General features: G+C 69.6%; 17 protein-coding genes. 7 read left to right on the plus strand and 10 right to left on the minus strand.

The window, feature by feature from the left end; translation table 11 throughout:
* Positions 1 to 2: 2 nt before the first annotated feature.
* Positions 3 to 1,331, plus strand: coding sequence for a deoxyribodipyrimidine photo-lyase (locus A5680_RS22695; RefSeq protein ID WP_067823447.1), 1,329 nt, complete (start codon positions 3 to 5; stop codon positions 1,329 to 1,331).
* Between the two features lie 118 nt (positions 1,332 to 1,449).
* Positions 1,450 to 2,001 carry a DUF4333 domain-containing protein gene (locus A5680_RS22700; protein ID WP_067823450.1) on the plus strand — a complete coding sequence of 184 codons (552 nt, stop codon included), beginning with the start codon at positions 1,450 to 1,452 and terminating at the stop codon, positions 1,999 to 2,001.
* Positions 2,002 to 2,023: 22 nt separating this feature from the next.
* Here the strand turns inward: A5680_RS22700 and A5680_RS22705 are convergent, their stop codons facing one another.
* Positions 2,024 to 2,761, minus strand: a complete 738-nt coding sequence (locus A5680_RS22705; protein ID WP_055403978.1) for an acyltransferase — start codon at positions 2,759 to 2,761, stop codon at positions 2,024 to 2,026.
* A 138-nt stretch (positions 2,762 to 2,899) separates the two neighbouring features.
* Between A5680_RS22705 and A5680_RS22710 the strand changes: the two genes are divergently transcribed.
* A complete protein-coding gene (locus tag A5680_RS22710) occupies positions 2,900 to 4,177 on the plus strand; it encodes a PQQ-binding-like beta-propeller repeat protein (protein ID WP_197499832.1) in 1,278 nt (425 codons plus the stop codon).
* A complete protein-coding gene (locus A5680_RS22715) occupies positions 4,092 to 4,586 on the plus strand; it encodes a DUF6264 family protein (RefSeq protein WP_231640304.1) in 495 nt (164 codons plus the stop codon). The genes A5680_RS22710 and A5680_RS22715 overlap by 86 nt, the downstream gene beginning before the upstream one ends.
* On the opposite strand, the gene A5680_RS22720 is transcribed toward A5680_RS22715, so the two are convergent.
* From A5680_RS22720 to ctaD, 8 genes are all read right to left on the minus strand, one after another.
* Entirely contained in the window at positions 4,583 to 5,266 is a 684-nt protein-coding gene (locus tag A5680_RS22720; protein ID WP_067823456.1) for an esterase, read from the minus strand. The two genes, A5680_RS22715 and A5680_RS22720, sit on opposite strands and share 4 nt — an antisense overlap.
* A gap of 69 nt (positions 5,267 to 5,335) precedes the next feature.
* On the minus strand, positions 5,336 to 6,532 hold the full coding sequence (locus tag A5680_RS22725; RefSeq protein WP_197499833.1) for a class I SAM-dependent methyltransferase: 1,197 nt from the start codon (positions 6,530 to 6,532) through the stop codon (positions 5,336 to 5,338).
* A complete protein-coding gene (locus A5680_RS22730; protein ID WP_067823463.1) occupies positions 6,529 to 7,503 on the minus strand; it encodes a class I SAM-dependent methyltransferase in 975 nt (324 codons plus the stop codon). Before A5680_RS22730 ends, A5680_RS22725 begins: the two co-directional genes overlap by 4 nt.
* 10 nt (positions 7,504 to 7,513) lie before the next feature.
* Positions 7,514 to 8,278 (minus strand): enoyl-CoA hydratase, encoded by a 765-nt coding sequence (locus A5680_RS22735; protein WP_067823654.1) that lies wholly within the window; start codon positions 8,276 to 8,278, stop codon positions 7,514 to 7,516.
* Complete coding sequence (locus A5680_RS22740; RefSeq protein WP_067823466.1) at positions 8,275 to 9,108, minus strand: NUDIX hydrolase; 834 nt, start codon at positions 9,106 to 9,108, stop codon at positions 8,275 to 8,277. The genes A5680_RS22735 and A5680_RS22740 overlap by 4 nt, the downstream gene beginning before the upstream one ends.
* Positions 9,105 to 9,950: an ABC transporter ATP-binding protein gene (locus A5680_RS22745; RefSeq protein ID WP_067823468.1), complete on the minus strand. Its 846-nt coding sequence runs from the start codon at positions 9,948 to 9,950 to the stop codon at positions 9,105 to 9,107. Before A5680_RS22745 ends, A5680_RS22740 begins: the two co-directional genes overlap by 4 nt.
* Before the next feature lie 137 nt (positions 9,951 to 10,087).
* On the minus strand, positions 10,088 to 11,326 hold the full coding sequence (gene serB, locus A5680_RS22750; RefSeq protein WP_055403986.1) for a phosphoserine phosphatase SerB: 1,239 nt from the start codon (positions 11,324 to 11,326) through the stop codon (positions 10,088 to 10,090).
* A 15-nt stretch (positions 11,327 to 11,341) separates the two neighbouring features.
* Positions 11,342 to 13,102 (minus strand): cytochrome c oxidase subunit I, encoded by a 1,761-nt coding sequence (ctaD, locus tag A5680_RS22755; RefSeq protein WP_156675207.1) that lies wholly within the window; start codon positions 13,100 to 13,102, stop codon positions 11,342 to 11,344.
* A gap of 203 nt (positions 13,103 to 13,305) precedes the next feature.
* Between ctaD and A5680_RS22760 the strand changes: the two genes are divergently transcribed.
* Positions 13,306 to 14,382, plus strand: coding sequence for an iron-siderophore ABC transporter substrate-binding protein (locus A5680_RS22760; protein ID WP_156675210.1), 1,077 nt, complete (start codon positions 13,306 to 13,308; stop codon positions 14,380 to 14,382).
* Positions 14,383 to 14,497: 115 nt separating this feature from the next.
* Entirely contained in the window at positions 14,498 to 15,538 is a 1,041-nt protein-coding gene (locus A5680_RS22765; RefSeq protein ID WP_067823474.1) for an NAD(P)-dependent alcohol dehydrogenase, read from the plus strand.
* On the opposite strand, the gene A5680_RS22770 is transcribed toward A5680_RS22765, so the two are convergent.
* Positions 15,533 to 15,964, minus strand: a complete 432-nt coding sequence (locus A5680_RS22770; RefSeq protein ID WP_067823477.1) for a DUF3349 domain-containing protein — start codon at positions 15,962 to 15,964, stop codon at positions 15,533 to 15,535. The two genes, A5680_RS22765 and A5680_RS22770, sit on opposite strands and share 6 nt — an antisense overlap.
* Positions 15,965 to 16,116: 152 nt before the next feature.
* Between A5680_RS22770 and A5680_RS22775 the strand changes: the two genes are divergently transcribed.
* A complete protein-coding gene (locus tag A5680_RS22775; RefSeq protein ID WP_082459906.1) occupies positions 16,117 to 16,686 on the plus strand; it encodes a restriction endonuclease in 570 nt (189 codons plus the stop codon).
* The last annotated feature ends 42 nt before the right edge of the window (positions 16,687 to 16,728 follow it).

Below are 16,728 nucleotides of genomic sequence, written 5' to 3' on the forward strand. Positions count from 1 at the left end.
TCATGCCGACGCTCCTATGGTTTCGTCGCGACTTGCGGTTGGGTGACCATCCGGCGCTCAACGCCGCGGCCGGCGACGGGGAAACGCTCGCCTGCTTCGTGCTCGACCCCAGGCTCGAGGCGTCGTCGGGCCGGCGCCGCCTGAAGTTCCTGGGCGACTCGCTGCGCCAACTGCGCGACGACCTCGACGGCCGGTTACTGGTGGCACGCGGCCGGCCCGACGAGCTGATCCCGCGCATCGCCGCGGAGATCGGCGCGTCGGCGGTGCACGTTTCCGAAGACTTCGCGCCGTACGGTAAGCGCCGTGACGAACGGGTGCGTGCGGCGCTGGATTCCGTGCCCCTGATAGCAACGGGATCGCCGTACCTCGTGTCACCGGGCCGGGTCACCAAGAAGGACGGCACGCCCTATCAGGTGTTCACCCCGTTTCTGCGCCAATGGCGCGAATTCGGCTGGCGGGCACCGGCCAAGACGAGCGCCGAGTCCGCGCGCTGGCTCGATCCGGCGCAACTGCGGATCAAGCGATGCGAAATCCCCGATCCGGGCACCGCGCTCGACGTGGCCGCCGGGGAGGCCGCGGCCCTCAAGCAGTGGAAGTCATTCGTGGCCAACGGATTGCAGCACTATGACGAGGACCGCAACCGGCCCGACTTGCACGGCACCAGCCGGATGTCGGCGTACCTGAAGTTCGGCACCATCCATCCGCGCACCATGGTCGCCGATCTCGACCTTCGTCACGGCGGCGCCCAGGCTTACCTGCGCGAGTTGGCGTTTCGCGACTTCTACGCCGACGTGCTGCATCACTGGCCGGCCAGCGCCTGGCGCAATTGGAACCGGCAGTTCGACGGAATCCGCACCGACACCGACGCCGAAGCGACACGCCGCTTCGAGTCGTGGAAGGCCGGCGAAACCGGGTTTCCACTGGTCGACGCCGGGATGCGTCAACTGCGCGAGACCGGCTACATGCACAACCGGGTGCGGATGATCGTCGCATCGTTTCTGGTCAAGGACCTGCACCTGCCGTGGCAATGGGGTGCCGAGTGGTTCCTCGATCAGCTCGTCGACGGCGACATGGCCAACAATCAGCACGGGTGGCAGTGGTGCGCGGGCTGCGGCACCGATGCGGCGCCGTACTTTCGGGTGTTCAACCCGACCACCCAGGGCGAGAAGTTCGACCCGTCCGGGGAGTACATCCGGCGCTGGGTGCCCGAGTTGCGCTCGGTCGACGATGCGCACCTGCGCAAAAGCGAACGGCCGGCGGGCTACCCGCTTCCGATCGTCGATCACGGCGCCGAGCGCGCCGAAGCGCTGCGTCGCTACCAGAGCATCTGATCGCGGCTCCGCGGCGAATTGTCGCTTGCGTGAATGTTTGCTCAATCGCCTACGCGAAGCCGTTTTTGCGTGCGATTATCAGCCGATTCGTCGTTGTTGAGCCGCTCGGGAGGCGCTGATGTCACACCCCATCGTTCGGACGTTGCTGATCTCCGGTGCCGCAGCGGGATTGCTGGCGGGCGTGAACGCCTGTTCGTGCTCCGTCGGCTCCTCGCACTCGGTCAGCAAGAGCGATGTCGCGGGCCAGATCACCTCGAAGTTGACCGACGCCGCGGGCAACAAGCCCGATTCGGTGAACTGCCCGAATGATCTGCCCGCCAAGGTTGGGGCGCAACTGAATTGCGAGATGAAGGTCAAGAACCAGACGTTCAACGTCAATGTGACCGTGACGAGCGTGAACGGCAGCGACGTCAAGTTCGACATGGTCGAGACGGTCGACAAGAACCAGGTCGCCAGCATCATCAGCAACAAGCTGGCCCAGCAGGTCGGCAGGAAGCCCGACTCGGTGACCTGCCCCGACAACCTGAAGGGCGTTCAGGGCGCGACGCTGCGGTGCCAACTCGTCGACGGCACCGACAAATACGGCATCGCGGTGACTGTCACCGACGTGGACGCGGGCGACGTCAACTTCGACTTCAAGGTGGACGACCACCCCGAACCCGCGAGCTAGCGGTGCTGGCCGCAGGTCACAACTAGCGAGCGGCCTTCTTTCGCTCGATGTCGGCCAGCGCCGCCGCCAGCTCGGCCCGCTGCGCGGCCGAACTCTCCCAGGCCAGCTGACGGTTCTTGACCACCTTGGCCGGCGCACCGACCGCGATCGAGTAGTCGGGGATGACCCCGCGGACCACCGCGTGTGAGCCCAGCACGCAGCCCCGGCCGATCGCCGTGCCGCGCAGCACCGTCACCTTCACCCCCACCCAGGTGTCCGGCCCGATCCGCACCGGCGACTTCACGATGCCCTGGTCTTTGATCGGCAGGTTGATGTTGTCCATGCGGTGATCGAAGTCGCAGACGTAGCACCAGTCGGCCATCAGCACCGAGTCGCCGAGCTCGATGTCGAGGTAGGCGTTGATGACGTTGTCGCGGCCCAACACCACCTTGTCGCCGAACCGCAGCGAGCCTTCGTGGGCACGGATGGTGTTCTTGTCGCCGATGTGCACCCACCGGCCGATCTCCAGCTGCGCCAGTTCGGGCGTCGCGTGGATCTCCACGCCCTTGCCCAAGAACACCATCCCGCGGGTGATGATGTGCGGGTTGGCGAGCTTGAACTTGAGCAGCCGCCAGTAGCGCACCAGGTACCACGGCGTGTACGCGCGGTTGCGCAGCACCCATTTCAGCGAGGCCAGCGTGAGGAACTTGGCCTGGCGCGGGTCCCGCAGGTTCGATCCACGCCAGCGGCGGTGGACCGGTGCACCCCACATGCTCGTCACAGCCGGACAGCCTAACGCGGGCAATCACCGGCACGCGAACCGCCACGGGTTACCCTCACCTGTACTCGATCGCTGCCCGCGGCGCGGAAGGATTTGGACTTCGAGGTGCTTGCCCGACAACTTCGGCGCTGGTCGTCTGTGGTGTTCGCGGCCGCGCTGTCCGGCGGGCTCGCCGGTTGCGGCAACACCGATTCGTGGGTGGACGCGGCGCCGTCGCAGGGCTGGCCCGCGCAATACGCCGACGCGGCCAACAGCAGCTACACGCCCACCGGCGGCGCCACCAAGCTGTCGTTGCGGTGGGCGCGCTCGGTCAAGGGCAGCCTGGCGGCGGGCCCGGCGCTCAGCGCGCGCGGCTACCTGGCCCTCAACGCGCAGACCCCGGCCGGGTGCTCGCTGATGGAATGGGAGAACGACAACAACGGCCGGCAGCGCTGGTGCGTGCGGCTGTTCCAGGGCGGCGGCTTCGCGGGTCCCCTGTTCGACGGGTTCGACAACGTCTACGTCGGTCAGCCGGGCGCCTTCCTCTCCTTCCCGGTCACGCAGTGGACGCGCTGGCGACAGCCGGTGATCGGAATGCCTTTGACGCCAAGGTTTCTCGGTCACGGGCAGCTGCTCGCCGCGACGCACCTGGGCCAGGTGCTGGTCTTCGAGGCGCACCGCGGCGCGGTGGCCGGCAGCCCGATGGATCTGGTGGAGGGCGTCGATCCCACCGACGCGACGCGGGGCCTGGCGGATTGCGCGCCGGCCCGGCAGGGCTGCCCGGTGGCCGCCGCGCCGGCCTTCTCCGCGGCCAGCCAGATGGCGGTGCTGGGCGTGTGGCAGCCGGGCGCGCCGACCGCCGGGCTGGTCGGGCTGAAGTATCACCCCGGCCAGACGCCGCTGCTGTCGCGGGAGTGGACCAGCGACGCCGTCGCCGGCGGTGTCATCGCCAGCCCGGTGTTGTCCGCCGACGGGTCGACCGTCTACGTCAACGGCCGCGACGAACGACTGTGGGCGCTGCATGCCGCCGACGGGAAAGTGAAGTGGTCGGTGCCGCTGGGATTTCTGGCGCAGACGCCGCCCGCGGTCACGCCCGAGGGCCTCGTCGTGTCGGGCGGCGGCCCCGACACCCGGTTGGCCGCGTTCAAGGACGCGGGCGATCACGCCGATGCGGCGTGGCGGCGCGACGACGTCGTCCCGCTGTCGTCGTCGAGCCTGGCCGGTGCGGGCGTCGGCTACAGCGTGGTCAGCGGCCCGGCGGCGAACGGCGCACCCGGCATGTCCCTACTGGTGTTCGACCCCGGCACGGGCCACACCCAGGGCAGCTATCCCCTTCCGGCGGCCACCGGCTATCCCGTCGGGATCGCGGTCGGCGCCGACCGCCGCGTGGTGGCCGCGACCAGCGACGGCCAGGTCTACGGCTTCGCGCCCGAGTAGGGGCGGCCATACTGGGCCCATGCCCACCGACGACGACGAGATGCAGGCCGCCATCAACGCCTACTCCCAAAAGGGGCAGCGCAATCCGACGGCCGACCGCATCGCCACCGTGCTGCTGCTCGCCACCCAGGCTTTCCTGGTCGCGGTCACCGTTGGCCTACTGGGCCTGTTCGTCATGGGCACCGACCCGTGCGGCACCCAAAAGTGCGGCGACCCGGCGTGGATCGACCGCGCGATGGTGTTGGGGATCGGCGGCGGCGTCGTCCTCGTCGTCATTGCGCTGGTCGTCGCGATCCGCCGCCTGGCCAAGCGCCGGACCGCCTTCTTCGTCCCGCTGCTCGGCTGCGTCGCGCAGGTGGCGCTGGCGGTCGGCGCCGCGGCGATGGAGACGTTGGCCGGCCCGGTTTAGACCGCCAGCGGCGGGACGGCGTTGCGCGGCACCCGCGCCTGAACCGGCCCGGCAAAGGCCGGCAGGATCTCACCGGGCGCGAAGTAGAAGATCAGCTCGTCGTCGGTGATGGCGAAGTTTTGATAGTGCGTCGGGTCGTGCCCGGTCGACGGCAGAATCGCTGCGCCCAACGGGGTTTGGTGTTCAAGGTCGCGCTGCACGATCGGAAAGACGCTGTCCAGCGGCGTGGTGCCCGGCGCGAACAAGGTGTCGAAGGTGATGGGCTGCTTCGTGCCGAGGTTGTAGTTGAACGCCTTGTACCAGATCGACGGGTGCGCCCCGCCGAGGTCCTGGAAGAACTTGAGCACCACGCTGCGGGTGTTGTGCGGCGGCTGGCCGGAACTGCGTTGCTCGGTGGTGGCCTCCAGCTGGTAGGGCTGATCGCGCGACCCGGAACTCTGGGCGACGTTGACGAAACCGTCCCGGTTCTGCGTGACGTAGTCGATCAGCGCCTGCTCGTCGGGATAGTCGGCGGGAAACGCCAGGTTGAGCGTGTAGGTGGGACCGGTGGCGCGCACGCGGCACATCTGACCGTCCTCGAGGGTGCCGCCGACGCCGGCACACGACGGTGGCGCGGCGGCCGCCGGCCAACCCAACAGGGCCGCCGATGCGAGCACCACGGCCGCTATCAGAAAACGCATTCTTCCGTTGTCCTTGCAGGTTAGGCGGGGCTGGACGCCTGGCAGAGCGTCGCACCAGCCTACCGGGCGCTATCGCGAGGGACGGCAGACGAACGCCGCCGCGCGGCCGCCGGCCCGCGGCCCGATGCGGGTGATGACCACCGACAGGGCCCGGCCACCGCGCAGCCGCATCCGGCGCCGCAGCGCGTCGGGGTCGACCGGCACGCCACGCACCAGAACCTCCAGCGTCCCGCAGTCCAGCGCCGACAACGCCTGGCGCAGCCGCCGCTCGTCGAACGCCAGTTGCTCGAGCACCTCGAAGCCCCGGACCCCGGGCGGCAGCTCATCGCCCGACAGGTAGGCGATGTCGGGGTCGAGTTGCCACAGCCCGTGGCGCGCGCCGTAGTGGCGCACCAGCCCCGCCCGAACCACCGCGCCGTCGGGGTCGACGATCCATCGCCCCACCGGTCGCACCGGGCAGTCGTCGGAGTCGGTGTCGGTGATCTGCTCGCCGCGATCGAGGACCGTTGCCCGCCGGCGGACGCCCCGCTGCGCCAGTCCGGCCGACCACAGGCACGCTTCCCGCACCGAGCCGCGATGGGATGTCACCTCGATCTCGCCGTCGAAGCCGAGGCGGTCCACTTCTTCGAAATCTATTCCGGGAGAACATTTTACGACGAGGTCGCGGCTTCGGTAGGTGTCGACCAAGGCGCCCAGGCCCGGCCGGTAGTCGTCGATGCGGAAGCGGCGCCGCCCGCCGGCACGGCGCGCCGGGTCTACGAGCACCGCGGTGCCGCGGGTCACCGGCGCCAGCGCGTCGGCGCGGCAGAGCGGGGCCGCCTCCCCCAGGTTGTGCCGCGCCATCGCCAGCCGGACCCAGTCGAGGTCGCTGCCCACCGCACGAACGCCGGCGCACCGCAGTGCGGCCAACTCGGTGCCGATCGAACAGGTCGCGTCGTGCACGACGACACCGGCCTCGGCGAGCCGGCGGGCCCGATGCATCGCCACCGGGGCCGCGGTCGCCTGCTGCAGCGCCTCGTCGGTGAACAACCAATTCGAGACCTCGGCGCCCAGCTCACCGAGCTTCTCGGCGGCGCGGCGGCGCAGCAGCGTCGTCTCCACCAACACGGCCGTCCGGTCGCCGAAGCGGGCTCGCGTGGCGGCTATGTCGGCGACCCGGGTCGCGTCGGTCAGCGCGAGTGCGGAGACGGCGGCCAGCGCGGCGGCACCCGGTTGCGACCGCAGATAACGGACGTCCTCGGCGCCGAAAACCAGGCCGTCACTCAGGAGGGCTTGACCCCGGTGATCATCACGTTGTAGAACCAGCCCTTCGGCGCCAGGTGCCGCATGACGTTGGCGTCCAGCCAACTCAGCGCCTTCCAGCTGTTGAACGCGAACTTCGCCCAGCCCCAGCCCAGTCGCCCCGGCGGCACCGCGCATTCGAACGTGCGCAGCGGCCAGCCCAGCATGGCGGCGGTGAATTCCACGGTGGCCGTTTGCACTTCGGTCGCACCGGCGTTGCCGGCCAACCGCTCCAGGTCGCCCGGCGTGAACGTGTGCAGGTCGACGACGGCCTCCAGCGCCGCGGCGCGCGAGGATTCGTCGAGCTCGGCCTGCGGCCGCCGCCAGCCGTCCAGACCGGGCAGCTTGGTGACGTTCGTCGCGACGCGCCAGGTCAGGGTGGACAACGTGCGGGCGTAGGTGTCGCCGACCGTGGTCGGCTCGCCGGCGAACACGAACCGGCCGCCGGGCCGCAGCACCCGGACCACCTCCCGCAGCGCGAGCTCGACGTCGGGGATGTGGTGCAGCACGGCGTGCCCGACCACCAGGTCAAAGGTGTTGTCGGCGTAAGGAATTCCCTCGGCGTCCGCGACCCGGCCGTCGATGTCCAGTCCCAGCGACTGGCCGTTGCGGGTGGCGACCTTGACCATCCCGGGTGACAGGTCGGTGACCGACCCGCGCCGGGCCACCCCGGACTGGATCAGGTTGAGCAGGAAAAAGCCGGTGCCGCAGCCCAATTCGAGGGCCCGGTCGTAGGGCAGCTCGCGCAGGACCTCGTCGGGCACGATCGCGTCGAAGCAGTCCCGGGCATAATCCACGCAGCGCTGGTCATACGAGATCGACCACTTCTCGTCGTAGGACTCGGCTTCCCAATCGTGGTAGAGCACCTGGGCCAGCTTGCTGTCGTGCCTGGCCGCCTCCACCTGCTCGGCCGTGGCATGGGGGTTGGGCACGGCGTCGGTCGAACTCGTCGTCATGCAGGGCAGCCTAACGGGCGGCGGATCCGGAGTCCTCTTCGCCGGTCTGACCAGCGCCGAACACCTCGACGTAACGGCGCCGCTCGGCCGCGCCCCGATCACCGGGATCCAGCTCGAACACGTCGTTGATGCCCGCCTTCGCGGCGGCCAGCGCGGCCCGGGGGCCCTCGAGGAAGCGGCGCGCCCACCCCGCCGCCGCGTCGTACACGTCGTCGGGGGCCACCATCTCGTCGATCAGGCCCAGCGCCAGCGCCTCCTCGGCGTCGAAGAACCGGCCGCTGAACACCAGTTCCTTGGCCTTGCTCGCCCCGGCCGCGCGGGTCAGGCGGGCCATCCCGTCGCCACCCGGGACGAGGCCGGCCAGGATCTCGGTCGCGCCGAACTTCACATTGTCGCCGCTGACGCGCCAGTCGGCGGCCAGGGCCAGCGTGAGCCCGGCGCCCAGGGCGTACCCGGTGATTGCGGCGACGGTCGGCTTGGGGATGCCCGCCACGGCCTCGATGGCCTGCTGGCGGGCCCGGGCCGCCGTCTCGGCCTCCGGCGCGGTCAGCGTGCGCAGCTCGGGCATGTCGTCACCGGCGGAGAAGATCTCGTGGCCGCCGAACAAGATGACGGCCGCCACGTCGTCGCGCTCCCCCAGCTCGGCGGCCGCGGCCACGATCTCCCGGTAGACCTGGCGGGTCATCGCGTTCGTCGGCGGGCGCGACAGCAGCAGCATGGCCAGCCCGGCGTCCTGCGAGCCGTCGCTGACCACCGTGCTGACGAACTCGCTCAATGCCGCCACCCCATCCCGCCGGCCTCGCGCGCCTGGTGGTAGCGGTCGGAGTCGAAGAACTCGAACACCCAGTTGTCGCCCTGGATCTCCAGGTGCGGCTGCACCGGCACGATCTGCCGCTCGACGGACAGCACCTCCGCGACGGTCCGGCCGGCGAGCGAGTCCAGCTGGGTCCACGTCGGCGGCAGCAGGAAGCATCGGCCGGCCGAGAAGTCTTCGATGGCCGCCTGGGGCGTCGTCCAGCCGGCACGGTCGGATTCGGTGTTCTCGCCGTCGGCCCGCTGCCCCTCGGGCAGGGCGCCCACAAAGAAGTAGGTGTCGTAGCGGCGGGTGCGCTCGGCTTCCGGGGTGACCCAGTTGGCCCACGGCCGCAGCAGATCCGAACGCAGCTCGAGGTTCTCGCGGCGCAGAAAGTCCGCGAACGACAGCGTCCCGTCGGCCAGCGCGCGGCGGGCGTCGGCGTACACCGACGCGTCCCCCACGATCCCGTCCGGGTCGCCGGCCGGCCCCGCGAACAGCACTCCGGATTCCTCGAAGGTCTCCCTGGCCGCCGCGCACACCAGCGCCTCGGCCAGGTCGGGCTCGATGCCGAAACGCTCCGCCCACCACTGCGGCGGCGGGCCGGCCCACGCGATGTCGGCGTTGCGGTCCCGGTCGTCGACGCCGCCGCCGGGGAACACCATCGTGCCCGCGGCGAACTCCATCTTGGCGTGGCGGCGCATCAGGAAGACGGCTAGCCCGGTTCCCGAGCCCGCCGGGTCGTCGCGGACGAGCATCACGGTCGCCGCCGGGCGCGGGACCAGTGGGGCCTCTTCGGTCGGTGAGGTCATAGCTGCCTCCGGTGCGCTGCGCGGGTGCGGACGCGGCGGGCGAAATAGCGCCCGTCGACGACGTCGAGGGCGATCGACTGGCCGAACGCGGTGGACAGGTTCTCGCCGGTCAGCACGTCGGTCAGCAACCCCGCGGCGACCACCTGTCCCTCGGACAGCAGCATGCAGTGGCTGAAACCCGGGGGGATCTCCTCGACGTGGTGGGTGACCAGCACCAGCGCGGGAGCGTCGGGGTCGGCCGCCAGGTCGGCCAGCCGCGCCACCAACTCCTCGCGGCCGCCCAGGTCCAGGCCCGCGGCGGGCTCGTCGAGCAGCAGCAGCTCGGGGTCCGTCATCAGCGCGCGGGCGATCAACACCCGCTTGCGTTCGCCTTCCGACAGCGTTCCGTAGGTGCGGTCCGCGAGGTGCTCGGCGCCGAGGCTCTCCAGCATGTCGATGGCCCGGCGGTAGTCGACGTCCTCGTAGCGCTCCCGCCACCGGCCCAGCACCGCGTAGCCGGCCGACACGACCAAGTCGCGCACCACCTCGTCGGTCGGCACGCGCTGCGCGAGCGCCGACGAGCTGAGCCCGATCCGGGACCGCAACTCCGACACGTCCACCCGGCCCAGCCGCTCGCCGAGCACGAAGGCCACGCCCGACGAGGGGTGTTCGGCCGCCGCGGCGATGCGCAGCAGGGATGTCTTGCCGGCCCCGTTGGGGCCGATGATGACCCAGCGCTCGTCGAGTTCGACCGCCCAATCCACCGGCCCGACGAGGGAGTTGCCGCCGCGCCGCAGCGACACGTTCCTGAAATCGATCAGCAGATCGGGGTCGGCTGCCTCGTTCGTTTGGTCGGCGGGCACCCGCTCATCGTGCCGTACCGCGGCCGTCCGATCCCTGCCGGGTCGCCGCTCCGGCGACCAGACGCAAAATCGCACGAAAGTGGCTGAGATCACGCGAGTTTCTGTCTGCTCGCGGCGACGCCGCGCCGGGGCTATCGCTACCCCTCGGGCGGGATTTCCACCCGGCGCACCTCGCCGGTCACCGCGTCGGCGGCCTCGATTTCGCCGCGCGTGACGCCCAACAGGAAAAGCACGGTGTCCAGGTACGGGTGGCTCAGCGAGGCGTCGGCCACCTCCCGCAACGCCGGCTTGGCGTTGAAGGCCACCCCGAGCCCCGCCGCGGCCAGCATGTCGATGTCGTTGGCGCCGTCGCCGACGGCGACGGTCTGGGCCATCGGCACCCCGGCCCGCTCCGCGAAGTCGCGCAGCGCGGTGGCCTTGCCGGCGCGGTCGATGATCGGGCCGACGACGCGCCCGGTGAGTTTGCCGTCGACGATCTCCAGCTCGTTGGCCGCGACGTAGTCCAGCATCAGCTCCTCGGCCAACGGCTCGATGATGCCCCGGAAGCCGCCGGAAACCACGCCGCAGTGAAAACCCAAGCGCCGCAACGTCCGCAGAGTCGTCCGCGCGCCGGGCATCAACTCGAGTTGTTCGGCGACCTCGTCGATCACGCTGGCCGGCAGCCCCGCCAGGGTGGCCACCCGCTGTTCGAGGGACTGCGCGAAATCCAGCTCGCCCCGCATGGCGGCCTCGGTGATGGCGGCGACCTTCCCCTCGGCGCCCGCCCGGGCGGCCAGCATCTCGATGACCTCGCCCTGCACCAGCGTCGAGTCCACGTCGAACACGATCAGCCGCTTGGCCCGCCGCTCCAGGGTGTAGTCCTCGACGGCGACGTCGATGCGCTCCTCGGCCGACACCTGGTTCAGGGCGGTCCGCAGCGCGGCGTCCGATCCCGGGGGCACCGAGACCCGCAGCTCGAGGCCGGTCACCGGGTAGTCGGAGACCCCGCGAATCAGGTCGATGTTCACGCCGAGGCCGGCGGACACCCGCGCCACCGCGCCGAACGCGCCGGCGGTGATGGGCCGGCCCAGCACGAAGATGGTGTGGGTCGAGGGATCCCGGATGATCGGCACGTCCTCGCTGCGCTCGATGGTGACGTCGAGGCCCACCCCGCGAATCGCCGATTCGACGTCACGGCGCAAGTCGGCGCCGTCGGCGACGTCGGCGGGGCAGCACACCAGCACGCCGAGCGTCAGGCGGTGCCGGATCACCACCTGTTCGACGTTGAGCAACTCGACGCCATGCCGGGAGAGGGCCTCGAAGAGGGCCGAGGTGACGCCCGGTTGGTCCACGCCGGTGACGGTGATCAGTACCGACACCTTCGGTGGTGAATTCACCTGCGGCTACCGCCGCTACTGTTCAGGCGTCGAGCGATCGGGCTCGGTCCGCGGACCGAAGCCCTTCGGTGACTCGAGGGCCGTGGCGTGGCGCCCGACGTGCGCCTCGGCGCGCAGCCGCTCCACCATGTGCGGGTAGTGCAGCTCGAAAGCCGGGCGCTCCGAACGGATCCGGGGCAGTTCGGTGAAGTTGTGCCGCGGCGGCGGGCAGCTGGTGGCCCATTCCAGGGAGTTGCCGTAGCCCCAGGGGTCGTCGACGGTCACGACCTCGCCGTAGCGCCAGCTCTTGAAGACGTTCCAGACGAACGGGAACATCGACGCGCCCAGGATGAAGGCGCCGACCGTCGAGGCGATGTTGTAGGGCTGGAAGCCGTCCGAGGGCAGGTAGTCGGCGTAGCGGCGCGGCATCCCCATGTCGCCCAGCCAGTGCTGCACCAGGAAGGTGGTGTGGAAGCCGATGAAGGTCAACCAGAAGTGCAGCTTGCCCAGCCGCTCGTCCAGCAGCCGACCGGTCATCTTCGGGAACCAGAAGTACACACCGGCGAACGTGGCGAACACGATCGTCCCGAACAGCACGTAGTGGAAGTGCGCGACCACGAAGTAGGTGTCGGTGACGTGGAAGTCCAGCGGCGGGCTCGCCAGCATCACCCCGGTCAGACCGCCCAGCAGGAAGGTGACCAAAAAGCCCACCGAGAACAGCATGGGGGTCTCAAAGGTGATTTGCCCCTTCCACATCGTGCCGATCCAGTTGAAGAACTTGATCCCGGTCGGCACGGCGATCAGATAGGTCATGAACGAAAAGAACGGCAGCAGAACGGCTCCGGTGGCGAACATGTGGTGCGCCCACACCGCGACCGACAACGCGGCGATGGACAGCGTCGCGTAAACCAGTGTGGTGTAACCGAATACCGGCTTGCGGGAGAACACCGGGATGATCTCGGTGATGATGCCGAAGAACGGCAGCGCGATGATGTACACCTCGGGATGGCCGAAGAACCAGAACAGGTGCTGCCACAGCAAAACCCCGCCGTTGGCCGCGTCGTAGACATGGGCCCCTAGATGTCGATCGGCGGCCAGCCCGAACAGCGCGGCGGTCAGGATCGGGAACGCGATCAGGATCAGGATCGACGTCACCAGGATGTTCCAGGTGAAGATCGGCATCCGGAACATCGTCATGCCGGGCGCGCGCATGCACACCACGGTGGTGATCATGTTGACCGCACCCAGGATGGTGCCCAGACCGGCGACGATCAGGCCGGTGATCCACAGGTCCCCGCCGGCTCCCGGCGAGTGGACCGCGTCCGACAGCGGCGTGTAGGCCGTCCAGCCGAAGTCCGCGGCGCCGCCCGGGACGATGAAGCCGGCCGACGCGGTCAGACCGCCGAAGAGGAACAGCCAGAACGAGAAGGCGTTCAGCCGCGGGAACGCCACGTCGGGCGCGCCGATCTGCAGCGGCAGCACCAGGTTGGCGAAGCCGAACACCACCGGGGTGGCGTACAGCAGCAGCATGATCGTGCCGTGCATGGTGAACAGCTGGTTGTACTGCTCATTCGACAGGAACTGCAGTCCCGGCGCGGCCAGCTCGGTGCGCATCAACAGGGCCATCAGTCCGCCGATGAAGAAAAAGACGAAGCAAGTGACCGTGTACATGATGCCGATCATCTTGTGATCGGTGGTCGTTACCAGTTTGTAGACGAGGTTCCCTTTGGGACCGGTCCGGTCTGGGTACGGACGAACGGCCTCGAATTCTCCCAAGGGGGGCGCTTCGGCTGTCAACAGCTTCTCCAAACAGTAGGACAGGGGCCCAAAAAACAGAGCTGACTCGAATCTTAACCGCCGATCATGGCGACGTCAGGGCTGGTCCTACAAACTGTCGTAAATGGGTCGGCGGGGCGGCGTGTCGGTTCGGCGCGCCGGGGGCACCGGCGGCGGGTGTTAGCGTCTGACGCGTGCTTTTCGGCGTGACCCGACCCGCGTACCTGCGCGCGGCCGCCGCGCTGGCGGCCGCCGTCGCCGTCGCGTGCAGCGGTTGCGGATCCGGCAAACCGGGCGGCAAGGCGTCCACCCCCTCTCTGGTCACCCCCACCACCCAGATCGCGGGTGCCGGCGTGCTCGGAAACGACCGCCGCCCGGACGAATCGTGCGCCCGGGACGCCGCGGCGCCCGATCCGGGGCCGAAGACGCGGCAGGCCCACAACGCCGCCGGCGTCAATCCCGACGTGGTGCAGGTGCCAGCCGAGCCGCAGCGCATCGTGGTGCTGTCCGGCGACCAGCTCGACACGCTGTGCGCGCTGGGCCTGCAGTCGCGGGTGGTCGGCGCGGCGCTGCCGGACGGGTCCTCGAGCCAGCCCGCCTACCTGGGCAGCGCGGTGCGCGGCGTCGCGGGCGTCGGGACCCGCAGCAACCCGGACCTGGCCGGGATCGCGGCGGCCCACCCCGACCTGATCCTCGGTTCGCAGGGGCTGACGCCGAAGCTGTATTCGCAGCTGGCCGCGATCGCCCCGACGGTGTTCACCGCGGCGCCGGGCGCGGCATGGGAAGACAACGCGCGGGGCGTGGGCGCCGCGACGGCGCGCGGCGGCGCGGCCGACGCCCTGCTCACCGGTTTCTCGCAGCGGGCCGGCGACATCGGCGCTCGGCACGACGCCTCCCATTTCCAGGCCTCCATCGTGCAGCTGACCATCGACACGGTCCGGATCTACGGCACCAACAACTTCCCGGCCAGCGTGCTCGGCGCCGTCGGGGTGGACCGGCCGGCAGCCCAACGGTTCACCGACAAGCCGTACATCGAGATCGGCGCCAGCGACGCCGACCTGGCCAAGAACCCGGACTTCTCCGCCGCCGACGCCGACGTCGTCTACGTGTCGTGCTCGTCACCGGCGGCCGCCCAGCGCGCCGCGACCCTGCTGGACAGCAACCCTTGGCGCAAGCTGTCGGCCAACCACGACAACCGCGTCTACATCGTCAACGACGAGATCTGGCAAACCGGCGAGGGCCTGATCGCGGCCCGCGGCATCGTCGACGACCTGCGACTGGTCAACGCGCCCATCAATTAGCGCGCCGGCGAGCGGGTACCCGCACTCCTGATGTGATCCCTAGCGCCTCCGGTGGCCCGGGAACATTACCTTAGCTAAACTTTTTCCGACGGAACCATTTCGAAGAGGGATATTCATGAGCACTGTTTCGGCCTACGCCGCGACCTCGGCTACCGAACCGCTGACCAAAACCACCATCGAGCGCCGTGAACCCGGCCCGCACGACGTGGCTATCGACATCAAGTTCGCCGGCATCTGCCACTCCGACATCCACACGGCCAAGGGCGAGTGGGGCGTGCCGAACTACCCGGTGGTCGTGGGCCACGAGATCGCCGGCGTGGTGAGCGCGGTGGGCTCAGAGGTCACCAAGTACCAGGTCGGCGACCACGTCGGCGTCGGCTGCATGGTGAACTCCTGCGGTCACTGCAGCAGCTGCCAGAACGGCCTCGAGCAGTACTGCAAGAACGGCGCGACCTTCACCTACAACTCCACCGACAAGGACGGCACGCCGACGCAGGGCGGCTACAGCCAGGCGATCGTCGTCGACGAGAACTTCGTCCTCCGCATCCCCGACTCGCTGCCGCTGGACAAGGCCGCTCCGCTGCTGTGCGCCGGGATCACGCTGTTCTCGCCGCTGCGGCACTGGAAGGCCGGCGAGGGCACCCGGCTGGCGATCATCGGCCTCGGCGGCCTGGGCCACATGGGCGTCAAGCTCGGTGCGGCGATGGGCGCCGAGGTGACGGTGCTGTCGCAGTCGCTGAAGAAGATGGAGGACGGGATGCGGCTGGGCGCCAAGCACTACTACGCGACCGCCGACCGCGAGACCTTCAAGAAGTTGCGCGGCAGCTTCGACCTGATGCTCAACACCGTGTCGGCGAACCTGAACCTGAACGACTACCTCAGCCTGCTCGACGTCGACGGCACCCTCGTCGAGCTGGGCATCCCGGAGCACCCGATGGAGGTGGGGGCGTTCGCGCTGGCGCTGGCCCGGCGCAGCCTTTCCGGGTCCAACATCGGTGGGATCGCCGAAACCCAGGAGATGCTGGACTTCTGCGCCGAGCACGATGTGACGCCCGAAATCGAGCTGATCGACCCGGATTACATCAACGAGGCGTACGAGCGCGTCCTGGCGAGCGACGTGCGCTACCGCTTCGTCATCGACATCTCGAAGCTATGACGCGACCTCCGAGGCCTCTTCGGCCTCGGAGCCTCGGGCCGCGATCTCGGCGGCCTCGGCGAATTCGTCGTCGGGAACGACCTCGCTGACGTCGATGCCGGCCAGCGGCCATCCGGCCGCGGCCAGCGTGGCGGCCACCCGGATGATGTTTTCCTTGCCGGCGTCGAATTGCGTCATGTCCGAGATGAATTCGGCGATCTCGTCGCGCTCGATCGCGTGATCGATCGTCTCCGGGGAGCCTTCCTTCGCGGTGATGCCACGCACCACTTCGCGGATCTGGTCGTCGGTCAGCGGCGTGCTGCGCAGCAGGGCCATCAGCGGCACGCGGTCCGGGCCGGGGACGCCGTCGGGGTAGCCGACCTGCAGCCACCGGATGACGGAACGTAAGAAGTGGTGGCGGTGGTCCGAGGATGCGGTTTTCGTCACCAGGACAGTGTCAGGGCACGGGCAGCACCGGCGCTACCGGCCCGTCGCTCCGTCCGCACAATTCATACGCCGTTCACTGCCCGAACATGTCGGCCCCGGGCGCGGCGGCGGGCGGTGTTGTCGGCGCCGGTCCTTACCATCGAGGCGTGCTCATGGCGCTCGTCGTCCTCCCCCTGGCGGGTGCGCTGGTCGTCGGCGTCCTCGAGCACAGCCCCGGAATGGGATTCGCGACGTTCTACCTGCTGCTGCTGGTCGAGGCGCTGTTCGGCTGGGCGACGCGGCGTCGCTGGCCGCGCGGGGGGCGCGCCGACGCCACCCTGCGGGCGGTCGACGCCATGGACGGCGTCGAGTTCGAGGGCTACGTGGCCGCCCGCCTGCGCCGGGCGGGCTGGCGGGTCACGTTCACCCCGGCGGTCGGGGACTACGGCGTCGACCTGATCGCCGAAAAGGACGGCCACTCGGTGGCGGTTCAATGCAAGCGCTACGGCAAAGCGGTCGGCGTCGCCGCCGTCCAGCAGGTGGTCTCCGGGGCCCGCCACCACGGATGCGCCCGCAGCGTCGTGGTGAGCAATCGCGAATTCACCAGGGCCGCAAAGCAATTGGCAAACACCCACGGTTGCCAATTGATCGGCCGCAAGGTCCTACGGGCCTGGGTGCCGCCGCCCGCCGGAAGCGCCAAGGGTCCCGCGGGAAGAAAATCGGCCCAGCCGGTGTCTGAATAGAGGATCGGGCCGGCCCCAGTCCCTCCCCCCGACGTGTGCGGC

The organism is Mycobacterium sp. E2989, from assembly GCF_001667595.1.
Lineage (GTDB): Bacteria > Actinomycetota > Actinomycetes > Mycobacteriales > Mycobacteriaceae > Mycobacterium.

Bases quoted from the DNA above. Each gene is read 5' to 3' on its own strand.
- A5680_RS22695 (WP_067823447.1), top strand. From the start codon at position 3: ATGCCGACGCTCCTATGGTTTCGTCGCGACTTGCGGTTGGGTGACCAT.
- A5680_RS22700 (WP_067823450.1), top strand. From the start codon at position 1,450: ATGTCACACCCCATCGTTCGGACGTTGCTGATCTCCGGTGCCGCAGCG.
- A5680_RS22720 (WP_067823456.1), bottom strand. From the start codon at position 5,266: ATGCGTTTTCTGATAGCGGCCGTGGTGCTCGCATCGGCGGCCCTGTTG.
- A5680_RS22730 (WP_067823463.1), bottom strand. From the start codon at position 7,503: ATGACGACGAGTTCGACCGACGCCGTGCCCAACCCCCATGCCACGGCC.
- A5680_RS22740 (WP_067823466.1), bottom strand. From the start codon at position 9,108: ATGACCTCACCGACCGAAGAGGCCCCACTGGTCCCGCGCCCGGCGGCG.
- A5680_RS22765 (WP_067823474.1), top strand. From the start codon at position 14,498: ATGAGCACTGTTTCGGCCTACGCCGCGACCTCGGCTACCGAACCGCTG.
- A5680_RS22775 (WP_082459906.1), top strand. From the start codon at position 16,117: ATGGCGCTCGTCGTCCTCCCCCTGGCGGGTGCGCTGGTCGTCGGCGTC.